20 protein-coding genes, 1 tRNA gene and 1 other RNA gene are annotated in these 23,875 nt (G+C 53.4%); 12 read left to right on the top strand and 10 right to left on the bottom strand.

The annotated features are described in order from the left end of the window. Positions 1-153 precede the first annotated feature (153 nt). Positions 154-252, bottom strand: an RNA gene (ffs, locus tag QBD29_RS15370) — signal recognition particle sRNA small type. A gap of 98 nt (positions 253-350) precedes the next feature. Here ffs and nudC point away from each other — a divergent pair. Both nudC and QBD29_RS15380 read left to right on the top strand, forming a co-directional pair. After that, positions 351-1,313 (top strand): NAD(+) diphosphatase, encoded by a 963-nt coding sequence (nudC, locus tag QBD29_RS15375; protein WP_280098965.1) that lies wholly within the window; start codon positions 351-353, stop codon positions 1,311-1,313. A 46-nt stretch (positions 1,314-1,359) separates the two neighbouring features. Next, the gene (locus QBD29_RS15380; RefSeq protein WP_280098966.1) at positions 1,360-1,827 is read left to right on the top strand and encodes an SRPBCC family protein; all 468 of its coding nucleotides are present in this window, start codon (positions 1,360-1,362) and stop codon (positions 1,825-1,827) included. Here QBD29_RS15380 and QBD29_RS15385 read toward each other — a convergent pair. Continuing rightward, a complete protein-coding gene (locus QBD29_RS15385; RefSeq protein WP_280098967.1) occupies positions 1,824-2,666 on the bottom strand; it encodes a prephenate dehydratase in 843 nt (280 codons plus the stop codon). The two genes, QBD29_RS15380 and QBD29_RS15385, sit on opposite strands and share 4 nt — an antisense overlap. Positions 2,667-2,821: 155 nt before the next feature. On the opposite strand from QBD29_RS15385, the gene QBD29_RS15390 reads away from it, so the two are divergent. The 6 genes from QBD29_RS15390 to QBD29_RS15415 all read left to right on the top strand — a co-directional run bounded on the left by QBD29_RS15390 (position 2,822) and on the right by QBD29_RS15415 (position 9,704). Continuing rightward, a complete protein-coding gene (locus tag QBD29_RS15390; RefSeq protein WP_280098968.1) occupies positions 2,822-3,343 on the top strand; it encodes a cytochrome c family protein in 522 nt (173 codons plus the stop codon). Positions 3,344-3,531: 188 nt separating this feature from the next. Then, positions 3,532-5,427: an extracellular solute-binding protein gene (locus QBD29_RS15395; RefSeq protein WP_280098969.1), complete on the top strand. Its 1,896-nt coding sequence runs from the start codon at positions 3,532-3,534 to the stop codon at positions 5,425-5,427. After that, entirely contained in the window at positions 5,428-6,504 is a 1,077-nt protein-coding gene (yejB, locus tag QBD29_RS15400) for a microcin C ABC transporter permease YejB (RefSeq protein ID WP_280098970.1), read from the top strand. Next, the gene (locus QBD29_RS15405) at positions 6,504-7,616 is read left to right on the top strand and encodes an ABC transporter permease (protein ID WP_280100980.1); all 1,113 of its coding nucleotides are present in this window, start codon (positions 6,504-6,506) and stop codon (positions 7,614-7,616) included. Before yejB ends, QBD29_RS15405 begins: the two co-directional genes overlap by 1 nt. Continuing rightward, complete coding sequence (locus QBD29_RS15410; RefSeq protein ID WP_280098971.1) at positions 7,613-9,556, top strand: ABC transporter ATP-binding protein; 1,944 nt, start codon at positions 7,613-7,615, stop codon at positions 9,554-9,556. The genes QBD29_RS15405 and QBD29_RS15410 overlap by 4 nt, the downstream gene beginning before the upstream one ends. 71 nt (positions 9,557-9,627) lie before the next feature. Next, positions 9,628-9,704 (top strand) — tRNA-Arg (locus QBD29_RS15415). A 375-nt stretch (positions 9,705-10,079) separates the two neighbouring features. On the opposite strand, the gene tdh is transcribed toward QBD29_RS15415, so the two are convergent. From tdh to QBD29_RS15455, 8 genes are all read right to left on the bottom strand, one after another. Further along, positions 10,080-11,105, bottom strand: a complete 1,026-nt coding sequence (gene tdh, locus QBD29_RS15420; RefSeq protein ID WP_280100981.1) for an L-threonine 3-dehydrogenase — start codon at positions 11,103-11,105, stop codon at positions 10,080-10,082. An 8-nt stretch (positions 11,106-11,113) separates the two neighbouring features. Continuing rightward, entirely contained in the window at positions 11,114-12,316 is a 1,203-nt protein-coding gene (locus QBD29_RS15425; protein WP_280098972.1) for a glycine C-acetyltransferase, read from the bottom strand. A gap of 82 nt (positions 12,317-12,398) precedes the next feature. Next, a complete protein-coding gene (locus QBD29_RS15430; protein WP_280098973.1) occupies positions 12,399-12,965 on the bottom strand; it encodes an XRE family transcriptional regulator in 567 nt (188 codons plus the stop codon). 247 nt (positions 12,966-13,212) lie between these two features. Continuing rightward, positions 13,213-14,490: an aminotransferase class III-fold pyridoxal phosphate-dependent enzyme gene (locus tag QBD29_RS15435; RefSeq protein WP_280098974.1), complete on the bottom strand. Its 1,278-nt coding sequence runs from the start codon at positions 14,488-14,490 to the stop codon at positions 13,213-13,215. 4 nt (positions 14,491-14,494) lie between these two features. Further along, positions 14,495-15,598, bottom strand: a complete 1,104-nt coding sequence (locus QBD29_RS15440; RefSeq protein WP_280098975.1) for an enolase C-terminal domain-like protein — start codon at positions 15,596-15,598, stop codon at positions 14,495-14,497. Next, on the bottom strand, positions 15,595-16,701 hold the full coding sequence (locus tag QBD29_RS15445; RefSeq protein ID WP_280098976.1) for an enolase C-terminal domain-like protein: 1,107 nt from the start codon (positions 16,699-16,701) through the stop codon (positions 15,595-15,597). Before QBD29_RS15445 ends, QBD29_RS15440 begins: the two co-directional genes overlap by 4 nt. After that, on the bottom strand, positions 16,698-17,780 hold the full coding sequence (locus QBD29_RS15450; protein ID WP_280098977.1) for an alcohol dehydrogenase family protein: 1,083 nt from the start codon (positions 17,778-17,780) through the stop codon (positions 16,698-16,700). Before QBD29_RS15450 ends, QBD29_RS15445 begins: the two co-directional genes overlap by 4 nt. Further along, on the bottom strand, positions 17,777-20,209 hold the full coding sequence (locus QBD29_RS15455) for an FAD-dependent oxidoreductase (protein WP_280098978.1): 2,433 nt from the start codon (positions 20,207-20,209) through the stop codon (positions 17,777-17,779). The genes QBD29_RS15450 and QBD29_RS15455 overlap by 4 nt, the downstream gene beginning before the upstream one ends. Positions 20,210-20,277: 68 nt before the next feature. Between QBD29_RS15455 and QBD29_RS15460 the strand changes: the two genes are divergently transcribed. From QBD29_RS15460 to QBD29_RS15475, 4 genes are read left to right on the top strand one after another with little or no spacing between them, the layout of a single operon-like run. After that, positions 20,278-21,165 carry a MurR/RpiR family transcriptional regulator gene (locus QBD29_RS15460; RefSeq protein WP_280098979.1) on the top strand — a complete coding sequence of 296 codons (888 nt, stop codon included), beginning with the start codon at positions 20,278-20,280 and terminating at the stop codon, positions 21,163-21,165. Continuing rightward, on the top strand, positions 21,162-22,241 hold the full coding sequence (locus QBD29_RS15465) for an aromatic ring-hydroxylating dioxygenase subunit alpha (RefSeq protein WP_280098980.1): 1,080 nt from the start codon (positions 21,162-21,164) through the stop codon (positions 22,239-22,241). The genes QBD29_RS15460 and QBD29_RS15465 overlap by 4 nt, the downstream gene beginning before the upstream one ends. Then, positions 22,234-23,067: a hypothetical protein gene (locus tag QBD29_RS15470; protein WP_280098981.1), complete on the top strand. Its 834-nt coding sequence runs from the start codon at positions 22,234-22,236 to the stop codon at positions 23,065-23,067. The genes QBD29_RS15465 and QBD29_RS15470 overlap by 8 nt, the downstream gene beginning before the upstream one ends. Beyond that, a complete protein-coding gene (locus QBD29_RS15475; RefSeq protein ID WP_280098982.1) occupies positions 23,060-23,803 on the top strand; it encodes a sulfotransferase family protein in 744 nt (247 codons plus the stop codon). Before QBD29_RS15470 ends, QBD29_RS15475 begins: the two co-directional genes overlap by 8 nt. Positions 23,804-23,875: the final 72 nt, after the last annotated feature.

A 23,875-nucleotide genomic window follows, 5' to 3' on the forward strand; every position in this document is an offset into this window, starting at 1 on the left:
ATTTTCTCAACCAAAACCGTTAACGCACGTTTGAAACACGCGGCCCATACCCACGGGACCCCAGTTTCTGGGTGGTTTGCTTTTTTTAATTTCCACATGATCAGGCAAAACCCTACCGCACAGAACGGTCACACATATTTAAGAATTGGGAAAGGGTGAGAGGCTGGACATCGACCCAAACGGGGCTCGTTACGGCTGCTTCCTTCCGGACCTGACCGGGTTGGCGAGGCGCTTGCCCGCGCCAACCTCTCACCTGTCATATAGTATCTAATATCCCACTTGCCAAGGTCACGATTGCAACCCACTCACGCGCATGCCACAACTCTTTCAACACAAGAATTGGAAGAAAAATGCTCAACGCAGAAGACGTAACTTTCGGCGGCTCTGGCCTTGATCGGGCCGCTCATCATCGCGAAGACCCCGCCATGCTGGCCCAACTACGCGCGGCGGGCAAAGCCATCGTTTTCTGGCGCGGAAAACCGCTTTTTGACTATGAAACCAAGACGTTAATGCGCATTCCAACAGATCACGAAATCCTGTCCGAATCCGTATCTGACCCCATTTTTATTGGTATCGAGGAAGACGGCACAGCCATTTTCGCCTTTGACATATCCCCATGGCGCGACCCAATGCTTGATGACGCAGCGCTCGCACAATTCTTGGACCCCAGCCAGAACCGCTATCCTGGCTTTCCGGAAACGCAGGTTTTCACAGAATTGCGGGGAATCATGGCCAAACTCACCCCGCGTGACGCGGAATTGGCCGCAACGGGGCGCGGCATTTTTGAATGGCATCGCATCCACGGATTTTGCGCCAAATGTGGTGAAAAATCCGCCATCGCCATGGCTGGCTGGCAACGGGATTGCCCCGCGTGCGGCGCGCATCATTTCCCCCGCACTGACCCAGTGGTTATCGTATTGGCAACAAAGGGAAATTCCGTTCTTATGGGGCGTTCGCATGGCTGGCCAGACGGCATGTATTCCTTGCTCGCTGGCTTCATGGAACCGGGCGAAACCATGGAAGCCGCTGCACGACGCGAAGTGTTTGAAGAAAGCGGCATTCGGCTGGGCAAAATACAGTACCTTTCCTCGCAACCTTGGCCTTTCCCCGCCAGCCTCATGATCGGCTGCGCAGGCGAGGCGGAAAACGCCGAAATCACCATTGATCCCAAAGAGATAGAAGACGCCCGCTGGTTCACCAGAGAAGAGGTCTTTGCAGCAACACATGGGGACAACCCCGATTTAAAACCCGCCCGCAAAGGCTCCATTGCTCATTTTTTAATTCACAACTGGCTATTAGACACACTAGATTAAAGCCAACCGATTCGCGAAATCGGACACAAAGCACAGGCCCAAGATCATGCAGTTTTCCAGCGTCCAAGACGTCAACGCCCCTCTCGATTTTGTCTTCCAACAACTGTCGGATTTCGAAAGCTACGAATCCTACGCCCTACGCACCGGTGCTGATGTAGAACGCATCGACACGTTCACCGAAAAATGCGCTGGTATGCAGTGGAAAATCCAAGGTGACTTTCGGGGCAAGCGTCGGAAATTCAACATCGAGCTGATCGAATACCGCCCAGATAACTTGCTGAAATTCTTTGTGAAATCCGCAGGGGTCGAAGCAAACGCCACAATGGAATCAATGGCACTGACCCGCAAGCAATCGCGCATCAAAGTGACCACAGTGCTAAAGCCGAAAACCATTTCCGCGCGGCTGATTTTGCAATCGGCAAAGCTTGCGAAAAACAGCATGAACCGCAAGTTCAACCACCGTTTTTGGACCTATGCGAACTTTATCGAAAACAACTATAATAAATCCCGTTAACCACGGGATTTATCGGCCTCGTAAACACCCAAAACCTCTAGGTAGTCGGTGAAATATGCCAATTCTTCCATGGCGCGTTTCACGGGCGCATCATCAGGATGCCCAACAATATCGGCATAAAACTGCGTTGCCGTGAACGATCCACCAATCATATAGCTTTCCAACTTCACCATATTCACGCCATTCGTCGCAAACCCACCCATCGCTTTGTAAAGCGCCGCAGGAATGTTGCGGACCCGAAAAACAAACGTCGTGATCAGCTCTTTGTCGGATTGCGGTGCGACGGCGGGTTCAGGTGACATAATCAAAAATCGCGTGGTGTTGTTCTGGTTGTCCTCAATGTGTTGGGCCAAAACATCCAATCCATAAATCCCCGCAGTTAAGTCTCCTGCCAACGCCCCTTGGGATTTATCACCAGCTGCGGCCACCTCTTGGGCAGAGCCTGCCGTATCCGCACCTGTGACGGGTAACAGATTGTGTTCTTTCAAAAATTTCCGACATTGGCCGAGCAGAACCGTATGGCTTTTGGCCGATGTCATGTCTTCAATTTTGGCACCTGGCACCCCCAAAAGATTGATGTGAACCCGTTCGAAATGCTCTCCGATGATGTGCAGTCCGCTTTCTGGAAGCAAATAATGAACATCGGCCACCCGTCCATAGGTGGAATTTTCCACTGGCAACATGGCCACATCCGCATCCCCACGGTTCACAGTTGCAATGGCACTTTCAAAGGTTTTGCAGGCAATCGGCTCCCCATCTGGATACACCGCAACACAGGCCTGATGCGAATACGCCCCAAGCTCTCCTTGAAAAGCAATTTTGCCAACTTGTCTTACCATTTTCTGTCCAACCTCAAAAAACTGCTCTTTTTCGCCTGTCAGGGCGTTTCGTCGCGGTATGTACACCTTGCAAGTTGCTAGGGGAAGGCGCTAGAAGAGCCTCGGAAAAGAATGTGCGGGATTCCTTCTTCTCGCGGCTCAAGTAAGGCAGAACCATGGATACAATGGAATCAACCAAAATCGTCGGCGGTCTTTGCGGCGCATTGCTCGTCTTTATGCTTGCTGGCTGGGCAGCCGAAAGCATGTATCACGTTGGCAGCAGCGGCCACCACGATGGCGAAGAGCACGTCTCTGGCTACCCAATCGAAGTTGCAGTTGTAGAAACTGGCGGCAATGACGAGCCAGAAATGACACTGGACGAAATGATGGCCATGGCTGACGCAGACAAAGGCAAGAAAGTCTTTTCCAAGTGTAAAGCCTGCCACAAAGTCGAAGACGGCGCGAATGGCACTGGCCCGCACCTGTTCAACGTCGTGAACCGTGGCATTGGCGATGTAGCCGGCTACGAATATTCTGGCGCAATGGCCTCTTTCGAAGGGGTTTGGGATGTCGAAGCTTTGAACGGCTTCCTGATCAAACCATCCGCCTACATGAACGGTACAAAAATGAGCTTTGCTGGTCTGAAAAAAGAAATGGATCGTGCAAACCTGATCAAATACCTCGAAACACTGAACTAAGTGTTTCGAATATTCTAACAAAGGCCGTCCGATTTGGGCGGCCTTTTGGATTCTCGGCGGCAATTCGCACCCACGACCCGATATTTCGAAACAATCCTCACAGTATTGCGTGTTGCTGTTTACGAACGACTGAATTTACCTATTTATTAACCAAGATGCGGTACGACGCGAAACAGGGAGACTGATTTATGGGGCAAGCACGGGCAAAGGTCGCCACCAAGCAGAAAACGGATCTGCGACGCTTAACATTCGCCAGCCTTGCGATGATCACGCTGGCCTTTGGTGCAACACTTGCCAATGCTCAGGATAAAATCATCAAGTCCCACGGTATTTCCACATTTGGTGATCTGAAATACCCTGCTGATTTCAAACATTGGGATTATGTGAATCCAGACGCCCCACAAGGCGGCACGATTTCATTCCTCGGCACAGGGGCCTCTGGCACCTTTGACAGTTTGAACCCCTTCATTCTGAAGGGCACGCCAGCCCAAGGGCTCGGTCTAATGCACTCCAGCCTTTTGACAGGCTCTGGTGACGAACCAGACAGTGCTTATGGCTACATTGCAGAAACGCTCGAATACCCCGAAGATCGCCAGTGGGTCATCTTTAACATGCGGCCAGAAGCAACCTTCTCCGATGGCGAACCGATTACAGCCGATGAAGTGGTCTTTTCTTACGAAATTCTGATGGAAAAGGGGCATCCTGTTTATCAGATCATCTATAAAGACATCGAAAAGGTCGAAGCACTGGAACCGCACCGCGTGAAATTCACCTTCAAGGAAGGGGTGAACACCCGCGATTTGCCCGCTCAGGCGGGGGGCATAACGATCCTGCCACGGCATTACTATGAAACCAAAGATTTTGGCGAAAGCACGATTGACGTGCCTGTCACATCTGGCGGTTTTACAGCCACCGACATTAAACCAGGACGGTCGATTAAATACTGCAAGATCGACAATTACTGGGCCAAAGACCTGCCTCACAACAAAGGATCAGGCAACTTTGATTGCTACCTTTACGAATACTTCACTGACCGCACAGTCGCGCTCGAAGCATTCAAGGCGGGCAGCTTCCTGTTCCACGAAGAATTCACATCGAAAAACTGGGCCAACAGCTATAACTTTCCAGCCATCAACAAAGGCCACGTGATCAAAGAAACCATCCCTGATGACCGCCCATCAGGAACCCAAGGATTCTGGATCAACATGCGGCAGGACAAATTCGCAGACCCACGCGTACGTCAGGCCATTGGCATGATGTTCAATTTCGAATGGTCCAATAAAACCCTGTTTTACGGCCTTTATGAACGCACCGACAGTTTTTGGGAAAACTCCAACATGCAGGCCGAAGGTGTGCCAACAGGCAAAGAGTTGGCATTGCTGGAAGAGTTCCGCGATCAGCTGCCTGAAAACATCTTCACCGAAGAACCATTCACACCCGCAGTTTCGCGCCCAAGCCAAACAGATCGCAAAGCGGTGCGCGCAGCGGGCAAACTGCTTGATGAAGCGGGTTGGAAAGTGGTGAACGGCAAACGCACCAACGACAAAGGCGAAGTTTTGACCCTTGAACTGGTGGATGACAGCCCCGCGTTTGAACGCATCATCAACCCGTACATTGAAAACCTAAAACGGCTGGGCATCGACGCCAGCTATAAACTGATCGACGCTGCGCAAATGCAAGAACGTCAAAAGAATTTTGACTATGACCTGATCCCAGGTCGTCTGAGCATGGATTTGTCTCCGGGTGAAGATTTGGCGCAAATCTTCGGGACCAAAGGTGCGGAAACACTCGGCAGTAGCAATTATTCTGGCATCAAAGATCCTGTTGTGGACGCGCTGATTATCAAAATCGCACAGGCCGAAACCCGAGAAGACATGCAAGTGGCTGTGCGCGCACTTGATCGTGTAATGCGCAACATGCACATTTGGGTGCCCAACTGGTACAAAGGCAGCCACAACATCGCTTATTGGGATGTGTTCGGCCGCCCCGATACCAAACCGCTTTATTCCCGTGGTGTGATTGGCACATGGTGGCTCGATCAGGAAAAGCTCGACGCACTCAAGGCAGAAGGCGCACTTCGCTAAATGGGCGCTTATATTTTCAGACGGCTTTGGCTGATGATCCCGACACTGATCGGCATCATGCTGATCAACTTTACCCTGATCCAGTTTGTGCCAGGCGGTCCGATTGAACGCATCATTTCCCAACTGGAAAGCGATAGCGCCGCCACCGACCGCATCACTGGTGGCGGATCAGAGGTGCAATCAGGTGAAGCCTCTATTTACGAAGGCGCACGCGGCTTGCCACCCGATCTGATCGAAGATTTGGAAAAACAATTCAATCTCGACAAACCCGCCTATCAGCGGTTTTTCATCATGATGGGCGATTACTTCCGCTTTGAATTTGGCGAAAGCTATTTCCGCTCCATCAGTGTTTTGGACCTCATCAAAGAAAAACTGCCTGTGTCCATCACTCTTGGCGTGTGGTCCACCCTGCTTGCCTATCTCATCTCCATCCCACTTGGTATCCGCAAAGCGGTGAAAGACGGCTCTGGCTTTGACACATGGTCCTCTGGCATCATCATCGCGGCTTACGCGATCCCAGGGTTTCTGTTTGCGATCCTCTTGCTCGTGGTTTTCGCGGGCGGATCGTTCTTTCAATGGTTCCCAAACCGCGGCTTGTGGTCCGATGATTTTGAAACACTCAGCCTGTTTGGCAAAGTCAAAGACTACCTCTGGCACATCGTGCTACCCGTAACCGCCTCCACCATCGGGGCCTTTGCGACACTGACGTTGCTGACGAAGAACTCGTTTTTGGATGAGATTAACAAACAGTATGTGGTTACGGCTAAAGCCAAAGGGCTACGTGATAACCAAGTTTTCTATGGGCATATTTTCCGCAATGCGATGCTGATCGTCATCTCAGGATTTCCAGCAGCGTTTATTGCCGTGTTCTTTCAATCATCCCTTGTCATTGAGCTGGTCTTCTCACTCGATGGCCTCGGATTACTAGGCTTCAACGCCATTGTAGATCGGGATTATGCAGTCGTATTTGGAACCCTTTACATCTTCGGGCTCATCGGTCTGGTTGTCGGACTTATTTCAGATTTGATGTATGTCTTTGTCGATCCTCGCATAGATTTCGAAAGTCGAAACACATGATTTTCAAGTCCTCGATAAGCCGTCGTCGTCTCGCAAACTTTCGCGCCAATCGCCGCGCTGTTTGGTCGTTGTGGCTGTTCAGTTTCTTATTCGTCATTTGCCTGTTTGCCGAACTCGTCGCGAACGACAAGCCATTGCTTGTCTCGTTCAAAGGTGAACTTCATACGCCTGCGTTTAAGTTTTATCCTGAAACGGCCTTCGGCGGTGACTTTGAAACAGAGCCTCAATACCCTGATCCAGTGGTGCAATGCCTGATTAAAACAGGGGGATTGGAAGCGTGCTTTGACGAACCCGAAGACATGTTAGAACAAATCGCGGCGGGTGAATTTGATGTATCCACCGAAGGGTACACAAACGGGTGGATTCTCTGGGCTCCCATTCCATACAGCTTTAACACCATCAACTATGATGTTTTGACAGCGCCTTCTCCCCCTGACTCAAACCACTGGCTTGGGACGGACGATCAAACGCGCGACGTCTTGGCTCGGATCATTTACGGCTTTCGAATTTCAACCGTTTTCGCGTTGGTTGTGGTCTTTTTCTCCTCTATCGTGGGCATCGTTGCAGGGGCAATTATGGGGTACTTTGGCGGCTGGGTAGACATCGTTTTCCAACGAATACTAGAGATATGGCAATCGACGCCCATGCTATACGTCATCATCATCATGGGGGCGATTTTCACGCTCAATTTCACCATTCTAACGGCCCTTATTATCCTATTCAGTTGGATGGGCTTAGTTGGTTATGTCAGGGCAGAGTTCCTCCGCACTCGCAATTTTGAATATGTTCGTGCAGCTCGTGCGCTCGGCGTACCAGACTGGAAAATTATGTTTCGCCACTTGCTTCCGAACGCGATGGTTGCGACAATTACGGTTCTTCCGTTCCTTATCACAGGTGCAATTGGTGGCCTAACAACGTTAGACTTCATCGGTTATGGCCTCCCCCCGTCCTATCCTTCCCTTGGTGAACTCGCTTTGCAGGCCCGCAATAACCTGCAATCCCCGTGGCTCGCGTTTTCTGCCTTTTTTAGCATCTCAATCATGCTGTCCTTGCTGGTGTTTATTTTCGAAGGGGTCCGCGATGCGTTTGATCCCAGAAAGACGTTCAAATGACCGAAGTATTGAACGTCAAAGACCTGACCATCGCCTTTGGCACGGCTGCACCTGCCGTTGATGGCGTCAGCTTTACCGTGAACGCAGGCGAAACCGTTGCGCTTGTCGGGGAAAGCGGATCAGGTAAATCCGTAACCGCGCTTTCGTCTGTCAAACTGTTGCCAGACAGCGCCAATATTTCAGGCTCCATCACCTATCGCGGGACCGAAATGGTTGGGGCGGATGAGTCAACCTTGCGGGACGTACGCGGCAACGACATCAGCTTTATTTTCCAAGAGCCGATGACCTCGCTCAATCCTTTGCACACCATCGAAAAACAACTAACCGAGGGATTGGCGCTGCATCAAACGGCTCCCGATCAATCATTGACCCAACGTGCAGTGCAATGGTTCGTCAGCAAACGCATCACGCAGTTTGTATCGCTCAAAAGCGCGCTCATTTTCATGGGCGCACTGCTCCTCTATTTCGTGATCTCCGCTGGCATTGATACCCTGCGCGGCCAAGGTTCTTTGGCAAGGATCGAGGACCCACAAACGGGCATCGCAACCTTCCTTTACGCGCTTACGGGCCTGTTCAGCCTGTTGTGGTCTATCCTCTGGTTCCTTTTGGCGCTTGGGGTGATTTTGGGGGGCATTGGTCTCTTGCTTTGGCCTGTACAATACGGCCTTGCAACCGCGTTGCGTCACTGGCTGTCGGACAACCCCTACCGTGCGAAATGTTTGGAGCTGTTGGAAAAAGTTGGCATTCGCAATGCAGCCAATCGGCTTGATGATTACCCACACCAGTTGTCAGGCGGCCAACGCCAGCGCGTGATGATCGCCATGGCCCTTGCCAATGGTCCTGATCTGCTGATTGCCGATGAACCCACCACCGCCCTTGATGTGACCATTCAGGCGCAAATTCTCGACCTGCTCGAAGATGTGCAAAAGGCCGAGGGCATGGGCATGTTGTTCATCACCCACGACCTGACCATCGTGCGCAAAATCGCCGATCGGGTCTGCGTCATGCAAAACGGTAAGATCGTGGAAACCGGCCCAACCAAAGACATCTTTGATGCGCCGCAACATCCCTATACCAAAACGCTGCTGGCCGCGGAACCGACAGGCGTGCCTGACCCCGTTGCAGAGGATGCAGAAGAAATCCTGTCGACCGAAAATTTCCGCGTCTGGTTCCCAATCAAACGCGGCATCATGCGCACCACCGTCGATCACGTCAAAGCCGTGAACGGCGCCAGCTTTTCGGTCCGTGCGGGGGAAACCCTCGGCATTGTTGGCGAGAGCGGATCGGGAAAAACAACGCTCGCGCTTGGCATGATGCGTCTGATTTCATCTGATGGGCCCGTGGTGTTCTTAGGCGATGATGTACAGGGCCTGCGCAACCGCGCCCTGCAACCGTTGCGCCGCGATATGCAGATGGTGTTCCAAGACCCCTACGGCTCTTTGTCGCCCCGCATGACCGTGGAACAAATCGTCTCCGAAGGGCTCGGCGTTCACGCCAACACCAAAGGCATGGACACGCGCCAAGCAGTCAAGGACATCCTGATCGAAGTCGGGCTCGACCCAGACACAATCGACCGATATCCACATGAGTTTTCAGGCGGCCAACGCCAGCGTATCGCCATCGCCCGCGCCATGATCCAAAAACCACGGCTTGTTGTATTGGATGAGCCCACCTCGGCGCTCGACATGACGGTACAGGTGCAGATCGTGAACCTCTTGCGCGATCTGCAAAAGAAATACGGTCTGGCATTTCTCTTCATCAGTCACGATCTGAAGGTGGTGCGCGCACTCAGCCACAAGGTTCTGGTCATGCGCCAAGGGGACATTGTCGAAGCTGGCACAGGCGAAGAAATTTTTGCCGCCCCGAAAACAGAATACGCCAAAACCCTCATGGCCGCAGCGTTTGATGGTGTAGCCACACAAAGCGTTCAAGCAGAATAATCGCATATCGGCAAAACATCCAATTTTGCCCCTTGCAATTACAAATGCGCGGGGATACATCCCTGCCAGACGGACCGATAGCTCAGCTGGATAGAGTACCTGACTACGAATCAGGGGGTCGGGGGTTCGAATCCTCCTCGGTCCGCCATTCCCATTATGTTGAACGTCACACGACTTTGACCTTTGCGTCATAAACAGGTCTTGTCTTCCGTCGCAAATTGTTCGCTCAAACTGATTTCCTTCTTCGAAAATCAGGACTGCTTTGCGGATCAGCTACCTTCGGCCACGTCGAAATGGCCTAGGGAGCCAGCGGCCATTCGATCTTTGTTAGGCATGAGAGCAGGAAACAGCAAACCCAGCTTGTGACCGCAGGTAAGTAACGTCCCCCAGACAAGCCCGCGACCTAAGTCAAAAGTGACATGCGCAGCCGTTGGATTACAGTATTGAAGTTTATACACGTCTTGAGCAATGTTGCCAAAGTTTCCAACAGGCGCGGTGAACACGATAGCGCGGTTAGGCGCACTCAGGTCCAATCGAGAACAACTTTCCCGCTTGAACCTGCTTTCATCGTTTCAAAACCGGTTCTGTATTCATCAATCGGAAACCGATGCGTGATGACGCTGCTCACGTCCAAACCGTTTTGCAGCATAGTAATCATCTTGTACCAAGTCTCGAAAATCTCACGGCCATAGACACCTTTGAGCGTAATTGCCTTGAACACGATACGTGACCAATCCACTGGCGATTTACCAGGCGGAATCCCCAACAACGCGATGCGCCCGCCCATCACCATCGCCTCGATCATCTGATCGAGGGCCGCTTGATTGCCAGACATTTCCAGCCCAACATCAAAACCCTGACGCATGCCCAAACGCGCGATGATTTCGTTTAGGTCTTCCTCAGCGACATTCACGGGCACCACGTCAGCCACCTGCGCGGCAAGTGCCAAGCGGTCAACATTCACATCCGTAATAACAACATGCCGAGCACCTGCATGACGCGCAACGGCCGCAGCCATGATCCCGATCGGGCCAGCCCCCGTAACCAACACATCTTCGCCCAGCAAATTGAATGACAGCGCTGTGTGAACCGCATTACCCAGCGGATCAAGGATCGCGCCGATATCATCGCTGATGTCATCTGGCAGCGGTACAACATTAAACGCAGGCAGGCGCAAATACTGTGCAAAAGCACCATCTTCATTCACGCCAATTCCACGCGTGTCAGGATCAAGGTGAAATTTGCCCGCACGGGATTGACGACTTTGCTTGCCGATCAAATGCCCTTCGCCCGAACACCGCTGCCCAAGGGACAGTTCCGTCACGTTCTTGCCAAGCTCAACAATTTCCCCCGCAAACTCATGCCCTGTGGTCAAATTCAAAGGGACCGTTTTGCGCGCCCATTCATCCCAATTCCAGATGTGGATATCGGTGCCACAAATGCCTGTTTTGTTGATTTTGATCAGCACATCATCAGGGCCAATTTCAGGCACGGGAGTTTGCCGCATCCATAACCCTTCCTCGGGTTTGGTTTTGGCCAGTGTTTTCATAAGATTGCTCACGTCAAAGCCCCCGTGGCACGCCCTGCGTTTTCAAATGCGTCTAGGGCAAAATCGAGGTCATCACGGGATAATGCACTGCTCATTTGCGTGCGGATCCGTGCTTGGCCCTTTGGAACCACAGGGTAAAAAAACCCTGCAACGTAAACGCCATTTTCATTCAAATGTGCGGCCATGTTTTGTGCGAGGTTTGCATCCCCCAGCATCACGGGAATGATCGGATGCTCGCCAGGTTGCAGGGTGAACCCAAGCCCTGTCAGACCATCCCGCCAGTATTTTGCATTGTCAAACAGCTTGGTGCGAAGCGTGTCTCCTGCCTCGATAATATTCAACGCCTCGATCCCTGCGGCAACAATCGACGGCGGCAAAGAGTTCGAAAACAGATAAGGCCGCGCGCGTTGGCGCAACAAATCAATAACCGCCTGTGGCCCTGCAATATACCCCCCCAATGCACCGCCCAGCGCCTTGCCCAGCGTTCCTGTTAGAATATCAACATCCACACCGAAATGCGCAGGCGTGCCCGCGCCCTTTGGCCCCATAAAGCCCGTGGCGTGGCAATCATCCACCATCACCAAAGCATTGTATTTTTCGCCTAGCGCGACGATCTCGGGCAGCTTTGCAAGATACCCATCCATAGAGAACACGCCGTCCGTTGCGATCATGATAAATCGCGCGCCGTCTTGTTGGGCTTGCTGCAGTTGCGCCTCAAGGTCCGCCATGTCGGAATTGGCGTAACGGTAACGTTTTGCTTTACACAATCGGATACCGTCGATGATCGACGCATGGTTCAAACTATCAGAGATAATCGCATCTTCGGGGCCAAGCAGCGGCTCAAACAGGCCGCCATTGGCATCAAAACACGCCGCAAAAAGGATGGCATCATCCTTACCCAAATACTGTGCCAGTTTCGTTTCCAACGCACGGTGGATGTCTTGCGCACCACAAATGAAACGCACAGACGCCATGCCAAATCCGTGGCTGTCCATCGCCCGTTTGGCCGCGGCAATCAACCGATCATCATCTGCCAACCCCAGATAATTATTGGCGCATAAGTTGACCATTCGCACTGGCGCCTTGCCCCCGGTATCAACCATGATGCGCCCCCCCTGCGCAGACGTGATATTCCGTTCTGTTTTAAGCAGGCCATCCGCTTGGATATTGTCTAATGTGGTTTTGATATGGGTGAAGAATTGGTGGGACATACGGACACTCCTGTTTAGTGGATAGACTTCCACTAAACGGGATAATTGTCAATATAGCGGAAAAAATCCACCAAATAGGATGCTATGCGTTTTTAACAATCAATATCGCACGCGCTTTCATTGGCGCACGAATTGCATGATCCTGATCCGCCACGTACCGAATAGTGTCGCCAATTTTCGCGTTTTCACTGATACCGTTTGATATAATTTCAAGCGCGCCCTCAAGCACGGTAATCGCTTCGACACAGCCCGTTTTATGGGCAGAACTGTCCAAACAAGCACCATCTTCAAAGTGAATGTCGTAAATTTCAGTACCGCCAACATCGTCTGGTGCGCTCAGAATTCGAATAAGGCATTTGGCAGATTTATTGTGAATAACCGGAGTATGTTCGGCTCGCACCACGTCAAGGATAGGCCCTTTTTCACCTTCGGGCGCATCCAACAATTCTGCGAAATCAACATTCAAAGCCCGCGTGAGGTTCCAAAGACTGGCCACTGTTGGGCTGGATTCGCCCCGCTCAATTTGGGACAACATCGACCGAGACACACCAGAAAGTTTGGCCAGCGCATCAAGGCTTAATCCTTTTGCCGTCCGCTCCGCCTTCAAACGAGATGCAAGGCGTAGCGCAATTTCTGGTTTTGGTGACACTTTGGAATGACCTTCGTTTTGCAGTTATGCCCCATAGGTGTTGGATCTATTCCTTCCTGTAGTCAAGCATAGGCTTATTCAGCGCCGCCAACATGCCGATCGCCTTCAAATACCAGTTGAAAGCCACGTACTCGCACGGCGACCGAACGCGGGCGACACCAACAGCAAAGTCGGCAAAACCCGAGGCACCCGCATAAAGCCAAGGCGTAGAAAGACAGATGTCTTCAATTTCAAACAGGAAAGTCTGTCAGGTTTGAGAAATAGCCACCACAGCCCGTTCGACAGCAAATTTCGTCTTTTCAAGGTCCTCTTCACTAATGGCGAGTGATGGATAAAGTTTACCCGGTGATTTGAAGATGCCGTGCTGGCGTAGTGTCGCATTATAGGTGGCATTTCGCGCGGGGTCATCATGCTTGGCGGTGCGGTAATCGCGGCAATGGTTTGGGGTAAAGAAGATATCAAATAGGGTCTCATCTCCACAAACCTGATGCGGAATCCCTGCAGCGTCCAGCGCACTGCTTTGCATGTCCTGCAACGTGCGCCCAATGGTGCGAAGACGGTCATAGCTGCCATCCCGTTTCAGAATCTCCATCGTCTTCAGCCCCGCTGCTGCCGCAATCGGATTGCCCGAGAGGGTCCCCAACTGCATCAGCCATTTGTCTCCGCCGACAATGGATTTATCGAAGTGCTGCATGATATCCGCACTTGCCCCAAGCGCAGCGAGTGGAAACCCGCCGCCAATGATTTTGCCAAGCGTGCAAATATCAGGCGTCACGCCATAACGTTCCTGCGCACCACCATAGGCCAGCCTGAACCCTGTGACGATTTCGTCAAAGATCAGCAACACGCCGTGTTTGTCACACAGATCGCGCAACCCCTGCAAATAACCAGGTGCGGCAGGAATAATCCGTTGCAGTGGTTCCGCAATGACGGCGGCGATGTCGTCATGTTCGTTCAGCAAGGCCTCGACCGCAGCCAAATCATTGTAAGGCGCAATCAACATTTGTTCCGCGACACCTTGTGGAATGCCAGCACTGTCAGGGATCGCTTGGGGAAAGTTGACGCGCGTTTCAGGCGCAAGGCTCATCTGTGCCTCCGCGCTCATGCCATGATACCCGCCCTCAAATTTCAGGATTTTGTCGCGGCCCGTGTATGCCCGCGCGAGGCGTATGGCGTACATATCAGCCTCCCCGCCTGACGCAACAAAGCGCACTTGCTCACAACATGGCACTGCCTCGACAATCGCCTCGGCCAGTTCAATACCCTTGGCGTTGTTGGCAAAGAACGTCATACCCTTGGGCAGTTGATCCAGCACGGCCTCCATAACTTCTGGGTGGCCATGCCCCAGAAGCATCGGACCAGAACCGATCAGATAATCGATGTATTCATTGCCGTCCTCGTCCCAAACATGACTGCCCTCGCCCCGCGCAATCACAATGCCAGGGTCGAAGTTGCCAAAACCACCCGCTGGCAAAACAGTTTGCGCGCGAGCGATCCATTCAGATTGGGTGAAGAGTTTTTGCATGGTGTCAGTCCAACTCAAGGATAGGCGTGCCAAGCACGTCAAGGTCAGGTGTTACCCCAAGGCCCGCTCCTTCGGGTGGCGCAATGCGGCCATTTTCACGCGAGGGGCAATCAGGCGCAATGCGGGGGCCAACGTAGGACGACAGATCACACGTGTTCAGGAGCGCACCATGCGGCGTTGTGGCCGCAAAGTGCAACGCGGCGGCGGTTACAACGTCTGATCCCCACGTGCATTCGGCGCAAATTTCTGCCCCCAAATGCACCGTCAGATCACGCGCACGTCGCATTGCTGAAAGACCGCCAAACTTTGACAATTTCAAAGCCACAGCATCCAGAATCCCCAAGTCTGCAGCGCGCAAAAGCGAGGCCAGATCATAAGCCCCTTCGTCGATTTTCATCGGCAAACCAGTGGCATTCCGAACAGCGGCGCAGTCTTCCAGCGTCTTGCAGGGCTGTTCGAGCATAATGTCGAGATGTGCCACAGCACGACCTGTCCGCGTGGCTTGCAGCTTCGTCGCGCCACAGTTCCAATCACCATAAACCACTGGCCCCGCGCCAACTGCCTCCCGCACTTTGATCAGACGTTCCGCATCTGCTTGCCAATCCGCATCCGCGCCCAGCTTTACCTGAAACTGACGAATGCCCGTGGCATAGGCATCCCGTGCGATCCGCGCCATCTCGTCAGGTGCGATACAGGTGATCGAATGGTAAAGCGGCATATCGGCCCGCGTGCGCCCGCCAAGTAACGCATAAAGCGGTTGGCCTACTGCTTTCCCAAACAGATCCCAAAGCGCCATATCGACGATGGACTTCGCCGCCAAATGCCCTTGCAAAAATCCGTCCAATTTACGCATGGGCGCATCCACGCCCATGGGCGAGATACCGAGAATTTCGGGGGCCATTTCAGTGATCGCGCTTGGAACACCATCGGCAAAAGCAGGCAAATAATGCGGGATAGGGCACACTTCACCCCAACCTTTCAGGCCCGTATTCGTTTCCAAGCACAGCACATGCGTTTTGACAGTGTCGCAGGTTTTCCCCTCGGCCATGTAATAGGTTTCATGGCTGGTGAGGTCGACGGACCAAAGGGTGATGCGACTGATCTTCATGTGTAGACCGCCACGGGGTCACCCATGATCTCTTCGTCTGGATGAACGCCAAGACCAGGCTTTTCTGGCAAATGCAAATGACCGTCTTGATTGCGCGGGCCAGCGCCAGCGGCGATGTCAATTGTGATCATATCCTGACAGGCCCAAACCGCGTGGCAATTGGCATCGGGAATTGTTGCTGCCAAGTGCAACGCTTCTGTGTCGGCCAAAACGGTGCCGCCCGTTGCCATCACAAACATGTCGATCCCATGGGCCAACGCAACATCCCGCATCCGCGCGGCTTTGGTTAAACCGCCCACACGGTTCAGCTTGATGCCAAACACTTCGGCCAAGCCGTCCCGCGCGATGCGCGCAGCGTCCTGCAGTGTAACCAGAGATTCATCCACCGAAACAGGTGCCGCGTGCTTTCCGCTGATGGCTGCAATATCGTCGAGCGTTTCACAGGGCTGTTCAAACATCACGTTCAAGTCCTCTGTCGCAGACATAACACGCAACGCCTGTTGCCGTGTCCAACCACGGTTCACATCATAGAGAACGATCTCATCTGTCCGCCGAATATCTTCGACATCCCGAATGCGTGCAATATCGCGCATCACGTCACCGCCGATTTTCACGGAATGGGCGATATATCCACGCTGGCGATAGCGGTCGATCACCGCACGCGTTTCTTCAACCGTTTTGGCCCCCACAGACGAGGCAATGGGACGTGGTGTGCGCGATCCGCCACCCATCAGATCAGCAATCGGAACACCCGCCGCCTGCCCCGCAATATCCCAACACGCCATGTCGATAGGGCTTTTGGCATAAAGATGCCCTGGCAAGGCAAGGTCCATGGCGCGTTCTACGTCCAGCACGCGACGTGCATCAAGGCCGAGGATAAAAGGCGCCATCGTCTCAATCCCCGCACGAATGCCTGGCCCGTGGGCAGGAACGTAGGTGTGGCCCCAAGGCGTACCTTCACCCCAGCCTGTGATGCCTGCATCGGTTTCCACTTTGACCAGTGTTGCATCCAGAACTTCGAATTTCAGACGCCCGCCAGAGAGCCAATAGGGGTGCTCAAGCGGCAGGTCGATTTGATAAACAGAAAGACGTGTAATTTTCATGGAACCACAACAATGTTGCCTGTGTGCTTTTTGTCGATGAATGCCGCTTGCGCTTCGCGAAGGTGTTCCAGCGGGTAGGTCGCGGCAAGCGCAGGTTTAATCTGGCCCTCTTCGATGTAGCGGATCAGGTTTGGCATGACCTCGGGAGTAATAACCGTAGAGCCAGTGAAGGTTAGATCGCGCAGATAAAATGTGCGCAAATCAAGATTGACCATCGGGCCCGCGATTGCACCCGAGCACGTATACCGCCCACCGCGCTCAAGGATATCAATGAGCTTTGGCCAGTAAGGACCACCAACAATGTCCGCAACAACTGTGATTTTTTCCGATCCCAGTGCAGTTCGCAAATCATCGGGAGCACGGGGTAAAATGGTGTCAGGTCCAAATTTCGCGACCTCTGTGTGCTTTGCCTCTGATGCCATCGCAATCACACGCGCGCCGCGCCGCTTGGCAAGCTGTACCAATGCGCCGCCAACGCCCCCTGATGCGCCTGGGATCAAAACCGTGTCGCGATCCGTAACATGTGCGCGGCTCAGCATGCCTTCTGCGGTGGAATAGGAACAAGAAAAGGTAGCGAGTTCGGCATCAGTCATATCCGAATTGATCGGAAGCGCATTGCGGGCGGGTGTTGTTGTGTATTCGGCGAAACCGCCGTCACGTTCTGACCCGAAATAACCCGTCTTGTTGATGTTATCGAGATCATTGGCATCCCGCAGCCAGCCATCCGTAATCACCCGTTCACCGATGCGGGCAGGATCAACCTTTGCACCAACTGCAACAATTTCACCGCACACATCAGCACCCTGAATACGTGGGAATCTAATCGGTGCGCCGCCCCATGTTGGATCCTCTTCTCCGACGTCTTTAAACGCGCCGCCCGTCGTCGCCTCACTCACCGATTTGGAATACCAGCCAGACCGCGTATTCACGTCGGTGTTGTTCATCCCACAGGCCCCCACCTTTATCAAAACCTCATCGGCCGCTGGTTCTGGGCGCGGCCAATCAGTGTGCAGCACCATCTGATCAAGGTCACCATGGCCCATCGTGACCATTGCTTTCATTGTGTTGGGCAGTTTCATGCGTCGCTCCTTGGTTTTAGGCTTTCTGGATCATAGGCTGGCTCTCCTAAGACACGGGCAGATCGCGCCTTTCCGTGAACAACAACCTCAAGCGGCGTACCAGCTTGCGCCGCGTCTGGTTTGATATAGGCAAAAGCAAGGATTTTACCCACCGTTGGCCCGTACGCCACCGATGCGGTCGATCCTACAACCTGCCCATTGTGCAGAACTGCTTCTCCTCCGTGGCCGTCAGCCACGCCATCTGGTTCGATTTCCAGATAGGCACAAATCCAAGGCAAATCCGTATTTAGCGTCTTGTCACGCCCTAAATAATCTTTGTCCGTGCGAGCAAAACGCAGCACATCAGCCTCGGCCAACGTCACCTCGTTTGTCAGCTCGCCCGCCCCCTTAAAACCTTTTTCCATCCGCATCACGTTCATCGCAAATGATCCATAGTCGGCAATGCCGTGAGGCTCCCCTGCAGTCCAAAGCGCGGTGTAAACATCAACGCAAGCCTCGTTCGGCATATGGAACTCCCATCCCAACTCACCTGCATAAGACATGCGGAACGCCCAGATTTTATGCCCTGCAACCGTGATTTCCTGCGCGGAGAGCCAGCGAAAACCCGCGTTTGACAAGTCCGCGCCGCTACACTGCGCCAGAACCTGCCGCGATTTTGGTCCATTGAGCGATAGGGCGCTCCAATCCGACGACAGGGCTGTGATCGTCACATCCGCATCCCCGCATTGGTGCGCCAGATGATCCAGCAAGCGTTGTTCAAAGAATGCGGCGCAGACCAGATAAAAACTGTCCTCTGCCATGCGCACGATTGTTGTCTCCAATTCAATCCGTCCTGCACGGTTCAGCATATGGGTCAGTGTAATCGAACCGTCTTTTTGTGGCATACGGTTTGCGGTCAGACGATCCAACAGCGCGTACGCGTTTGGGCCAGACACCAGCACTTTAGTAAAGGCCGTTACATCCATTATGCCAACGCCATTTCGCACCGCCTGCACCTCGGCCGCGACCATGTCATCAACGGGCGTGCGATTGAACGCGTAATGATCTTCTTGCGCGATGCCCTTGGCAAAGAAACGCGGACGCTCAAAGCCGTAAACCTCCTCATGCACGGCCCCTTTTGCCTTTAGCATATCATGCAAAGGCGAAGGTTTGATGGGCCGCCCAGCAAGGCGGTTGAAATGCGGGAATGGGATTTCGTGGCGCAAGCAATAATCCTCTTCCGCTTTGACCACCTGCCACTCTTTTGTGGCATAGCTGCCAAAGCGGCGCGGATCATAGTCGCGCATCGAAATATCTGCCGCTCCATGCACCATCCACCGTGCCAATTCACGGGTCAGGCCTGGGCCCCACCCGATACCGATTTGGGTGCCACAGCAACACCAGTAGTTGCGCACGCCCGGTGCTGGGCCGATCAGCGGATTTCCATCAGGCGGATGGCTGATCGCACCATGCACTTCACGCTGAATGCCCAACTCCGCAAAGATCGGCATTCGGTTCAGGCTTTCTTCGAGATAAGGCATGACGCGGTCGTAGTCAGCGTCAAACAACCAGTTTTCATAATCCCACGGGCAGTGATCATGCCAGACCGAGTTCGGGTTCTCCTTTTCATAAATCCCGATCAGTCCGCGTTTTTGTTCCATTCGGATGTAACCAGAAACCTTTTTGTCATCACGAATGACGGGCAGTTCAGTGTTCAGATGCTCAAACTCAGGCACAGGCTCCGTGACGAAATAGTGGTGCGTCATCGACGTCATCGGCAATTGCAGGCCCGACCACTCACCCATCTGGCGTGCATATGTGCCACCCGCATTGACCACATGTTCACAAGTGATCACACCCTTCTCGGTTTCGACCTGCCACTCCCCAGACGGCAGTTGAGTAATGTTTGTGGCACGGCAATGCCGTATGATCCGCACACCTTTTTGCCGCGCGCCCGCCGCCATTGCCATCGTTACGTTTGTGGGGTCGACGTGGCCATCATCAGGCGTATGCAATGCACCCAGAACGCCATCAAGGTTATAAAACGGATGAAGTTTGGCAATTTCAGCGGGACCAACCAGTTCAATATTAAACCCAAGTGAGCGCCCAACCGACAACGTATGGCGGAGCCAATCCATCTCATCTTCGGTATAGGCCAGTCGAAATGACCCGCACCCATGCCACGTGACAGGCTGACCCGTTTCGGCTTCCAGCCCGCCTGAATAAAGCCCGATGTTGTAATCAACGCATTTGCCCAGCCCGAAACTTGATGTCGAATGAGTGATTTGCCCCGCCGCATGCCATGTGCTGCCCGACGTTAACTCCGCCTTTTCCAGAAGAACCGTTTCAGCGCCCCAGCCTTCGTGCCCCAGATGATAAGCAAGGCCAACCCCCATGACCCCGCCACCAACAATGACAACACGCGCGGAGGTTGGAAAATCAGTGGCCACAGAAACATTCCTTTGTGAGTCGCATTTTCTGTGGACAGGCTAAGCGGACATAAGTACCATCGTCAACCATGAATGGGACAAATGTATCAAATACGATTCTGGAGCGCCTCGCTGGGGAGCTGACGGAGTTAACACCAGAGGCGCGCAAAGCAGCAACTTACGTGCTGGAAAACCCACGCGATGTAGGCGTGTCCACTGTACGCGAGATTGCCGAAGCCGCGAATGTGAAACCAAACACCGTTGTGCGCATGGCGCGCCAAGTCGGCTTCGAAGGGTACGAGGATTTTCGCGCCCCCTTTCGTGACGCCATACGCAAAGGGGCCGCAGACTTTCCAGATCGGGCGCGGTGGTTGCAGGATATTTCCAAGTCTGGCGAACTTGGCGGGCTCTATGCCGATATGGTCCGTGACGTTATGGCAAATATCGAAGACACATTCGCAGGTGTTTCTACGGAAAAAATGAAAACAGCGGCAGAAGCAATTTGGAACGCGCGGCGGGTTTTCACCTTGGGCGTGGGTGTGAACAACTCGGTCGCACGCAACTTCACTTATCTGGCTTCGACAGGAATGACCGAATTCCACGCCATCCCGCGCCCAGGATCGACGCCAGTGGATGACTTGGCTTGGGCTGATGATCGCGACATTCTGATCGCAATCACCTGCAAACCCTACCGCTCTGAAGTGGTCGAAGCCGTCCGAATTGCCCGCGAACAAGGCATGGTCATCGTGTCCCTGTCTGACAGCCCAGCCAGCCCAATTATTCGCATGGCCGATCACGGTTTCGTCGTGTCGGTAGACACACCGCAGTTTTTTCCGTCGTCCGTCAGCATAATCGCCCTGCTGGAAACGCTTCTGTCCTTTGTGATTGCCGTCGCCAGCGACGAAATCCCCAAGCGGGTTGAGACATTCCACAAACGCCGCCACCAGCTTGGCCTATATCACGGAGAGGGTACATGAGCGAGCCGATCAGATCCTTAGACGCGCGGTATTACACCGATCCTGAGGTGTTCAAACTGGAAACAAGCGGTTTGCTTGCGCGGACTTGGCAGTTCGGCTGCCATGCCTCGGAACTTGCACAGATCGGCGACTACGCAACATTCGAAATCGCGGGTGAAAACCTGTTCGCCATCCGTGGGCATGACGACAAAATCCGCGTGTTCTACAACGTGTGCCAACACCGCGCTCATCAGTTGGTCAGCGGCAGGGGCACCACCCGCGTTGTCGTTTGCCCTTATCACGCATGGACATATGAATTGACGGGCCAACTGCGTGCTGGGCCGAACATCAAAGCGGTCGAAGGCTTTGATAAATCTAACATCTGTCTGACCGAAGTGCGTGCGGAAATCGTCCTTGGCTTTGTTTTCGTCAACCTCGATCCAGATGCGGCTCCGATGGAAGACTGGTTTCCAAATGCGCGGGCAGAGCTGGAAGAATGGGTGCCGAATTGGGCCGAGCTCAAACCATTAGAGTGGGTCGAAATTCCCGAGACATGTAATTGGAAAGTCTCGGTCGAAAACTACTCCGAATGTTATCACTGTTCATTGAACCACCCTACTTTTGCCAATGGCGTGGTAAAGCCCGAAACTTACGACATCCAACCCCAAGGCAAATGCCTGCGCCACACGACCGAATGTCAGGCGTTGGATCAGATGACCTATGACATCAATTCCGGCTTTGCCCACTCTCACGAATACTCTAGCTGGTTCCTATGGCCCATGTTCAGCTTTCAGGTCTATCCAGGCAACGTTTTGAACACCTATCATTGGCGGGCCATCGACGCGGATCATGTGGTCGTTTGGCGTGGCTGGTATTCCGTCGATGGAAACGACGATGAAAAGGTTCGCAAGCTCGCACTGCAAGATCGCGCAACAACTGTTGAAGAAGACATCCACTTGGTCGAAAGCGTTCATCGCGGCTTGAAATCGCGCGGCTATGTACCGGGTCCATTGGTCATTGACCCAAAGGGCGGGGTTAATTCGGAACATCCTGTCATGCACTTGCAGCGCTGGATGCGGGACGCGATTGATGACTGATTTTGCAATGCCAAAAAAATGGACAGCCGAGCAAAAGCTGTTCCCGCATCAGGTTGGGTTTACCTGTCCGCCGTTTGATTATGATGCGGCGCCCTCTGACTTTTTGCGCATGTCACCCGAGTCCGTCGGCGTACATGGTTGGATGCTACACGTGCCTGATTATGCGCATGGGTTGGACCAACGCAAAGCCAACTTTGGCATGATGGACGACTTTGTTCATTGCATGGCGCGCAATGGCGTCGATGTCTGTGGGCAAGTTGGATCGAACTGGGTTCATGCCAGTGGTCTAGGCGTGGAGGGCATCCGCCAACACTGTGTTGATTTGTCCGACAAATACGAAACTCAATTCCACATGGCGGGTTACGCGATGGTAGAGGCTTTGCGGGCGATGAACGTTGAAAAAGTCGCGCTAAACGCGGCCTACCATTGGCCAGACTGGTGGCAGGGAACGGCGGCGTTCCTGCGCGAGGCAGGATTTGATGTGCTTTGGGCAGGAAATTTCGTGGATCAGGGATGGTTCCCAGACCAACAAGCGGTGAACGCAAAGCGCTGGATTTTCGACGGCGATCTGTTCGACAAAAGCTTCACCTATGTTGCTGAACAAGCGCCAGAGGCTGATGCCTACCTCATCAATGGCATGTGCAATTTCCGTTCAGGGCTGAGTGGGCTACCGCAGCGTCCACTCCATCTCGCCCGCGCGATGGAATCAAAATTGGGCAGGCCTGTCATCGGCCATGACACTGCCCTTTATTGGCGGATCATGAAAGATCTGCGCATCGCACCGACCACACCGCAAAGCGCACTATTGGAGAGCCTCCATGCATAAGATCATCGCACTCTGGGCAATTCCGCGTTCCACCTCCACAGCTTTTGAATGGATGATGCGCCAGCGGGGCGATCTCGATTGCCTGCACGAACCCTTTGGCGAAGCGTGGTATCAAGGCGAAGATCCGCTTTGGCCCCGTTTCAAAGAGGGAGAGGAGACGACCTCTGGCCTAACTATCGAAAGCGTTTGGGACGATATTCAGGCACGGGCTGAAAAAGGGCCAGTCTTCCTCAAGGATTTCCCTCACTATATCAATCACATGTGGACTCCAGAGTTTCTGGGTCATTTCACACATGCGTTCCTAATCCGCGATCCCGCCAAGACCATTTCCAGCATGTACAATAAATGGCCCGATTTCGATGAACTTGAAGTTGGCTTTCCCGAACAACGCGCCCTGTTCGACCTGCTCACTGCGCTAAACGGCACACCGCCGCCCGTGATCGACAGCGACGATCTTCTCGAAGACCCTGACAGCATGGTCGCTGCCTTTTGCAACGCCGTTGGCATCCCTTTCCTGCCAGAAGCCATGTCATGGGAGCCAGGCGGAGACCCATCTGCTCACAGCTGGTGGGATGGCGGATCGTTTCACGCCAATCTTGCGCAATCCACCGGCCTTACGCCACAAGTGCGCCGCTATATCGAGGTCGCAGATGCGCCTGAGCGGGTCCGTCGCGTTCACCGCCGCATGAAGCCCCATTTTGACCACCTGTATCAGCATCGGATCACACCAAAATAGATATGAGGCGCTGCCGCTACTTCGGGTTTGAGCCTGCATTCATCTAGCGCTTTCAGCTCATCAGATTCGACA

It is taken from the genome of Amylibacter sp. IMCC11727 (genome assembly GCF_029854195.1).
In the GTDB taxonomy this organism is placed as follows: Bacteria; Pseudomonadota; Alphaproteobacteria; order Rhodobacterales; family Rhodobacteraceae; genus Amylibacter.

Excerpts from the sequence above, each read along its gene's own strand:
- nudC (WP_280098965.1), top strand. The coding sequence starts at position 351 with ATGCTCAACGCAGAAGACGTAACTTTCGGCGGCTCTGGCCTTGATCGG.
- QBD29_RS15380 (WP_280098966.1), top strand. The coding sequence starts at position 1,360 with ATGCAGTTTTCCAGCGTCCAAGACGTCAACGCCCCTCTCGATTTTGTC.
- QBD29_RS15385 (WP_280098967.1), bottom strand. The coding sequence starts at position 2,666 with ATGGTAAGACAAGTTGGCAAAATTGCTTTTCAAGGAGAGCTTGGGGCG.
- QBD29_RS15390 (WP_280098968.1), top strand. The coding sequence starts at position 2,822 with ATGGATACAATGGAATCAACCAAAATCGTCGGCGGTCTTTGCGGCGCA.
- QBD29_RS15395 (WP_280098969.1), top strand. The coding sequence starts at position 3,532 with ATGGGGCAAGCACGGGCAAAGGTCGCCACCAAGCAGAAAACGGATCTG.
- yejB (WP_280098970.1), top strand. The coding sequence starts at position 5,428 with ATGGGCGCTTATATTTTCAGACGGCTTTGGCTGATGATCCCGACACTG.
- QBD29_RS15410 (WP_280098971.1), top strand. The coding sequence starts at position 7,613 with ATGACCGAAGTATTGAACGTCAAAGACCTGACCATCGCCTTTGGCACG.
- tdh (WP_280100981.1), bottom strand. The coding sequence starts at position 11,105 with ATGAAAACACTGGCCAAAACCAAACCCGAGGAAGGGTTATGGATGCGG.
- QBD29_RS15425 (WP_280098972.1), bottom strand. The coding sequence starts at position 12,316 with ATGTCCCACCAATTCTTCACCCATATCAAAACCACATTAGACAATATC.
- QBD29_RS15435 (WP_280098974.1), bottom strand. The coding sequence starts at position 14,490 with ATGCAAAAACTCTTCACCCAATCTGAATGGATCGCTCGCGCGCAAACT.
- QBD29_RS15440 (WP_280098975.1), bottom strand. The coding sequence starts at position 15,598 with ATGAAGATCAGTCGCATCACCCTTTGGTCCGTCGACCTCACCAGCCAT.
- QBD29_RS15445 (WP_280098976.1), bottom strand. The coding sequence starts at position 16,701 with ATGAAAATTACACGTCTTTCTGTTTATCAAATCGACCTGCCGCTTGAG.
- QBD29_RS15450 (WP_280098977.1), bottom strand. The coding sequence starts at position 17,780 with ATGAAACTGCCCAACACAATGAAAGCAATGGTCACGATGGGCCATGGT.
- QBD29_RS15460 (WP_280098979.1), top strand. The coding sequence starts at position 20,278 with ATGAATGGGACAAATGTATCAAATACGATTCTGGAGCGCCTCGCTGGG.
- QBD29_RS15465 (WP_280098980.1), top strand. The coding sequence starts at position 21,162 with ATGAGCGAGCCGATCAGATCCTTAGACGCGCGGTATTACACCGATCCT.
- QBD29_RS15470 (WP_280098981.1), top strand. The coding sequence starts at position 22,234 with ATGACTGATTTTGCAATGCCAAAAAAATGGACAGCCGAGCAAAAGCTG.
- QBD29_RS15475 (WP_280098982.1), top strand. The coding sequence starts at position 23,060 with ATGCATAAGATCATCGCACTCTGGGCAATTCCGCGTTCCACCTCCACA.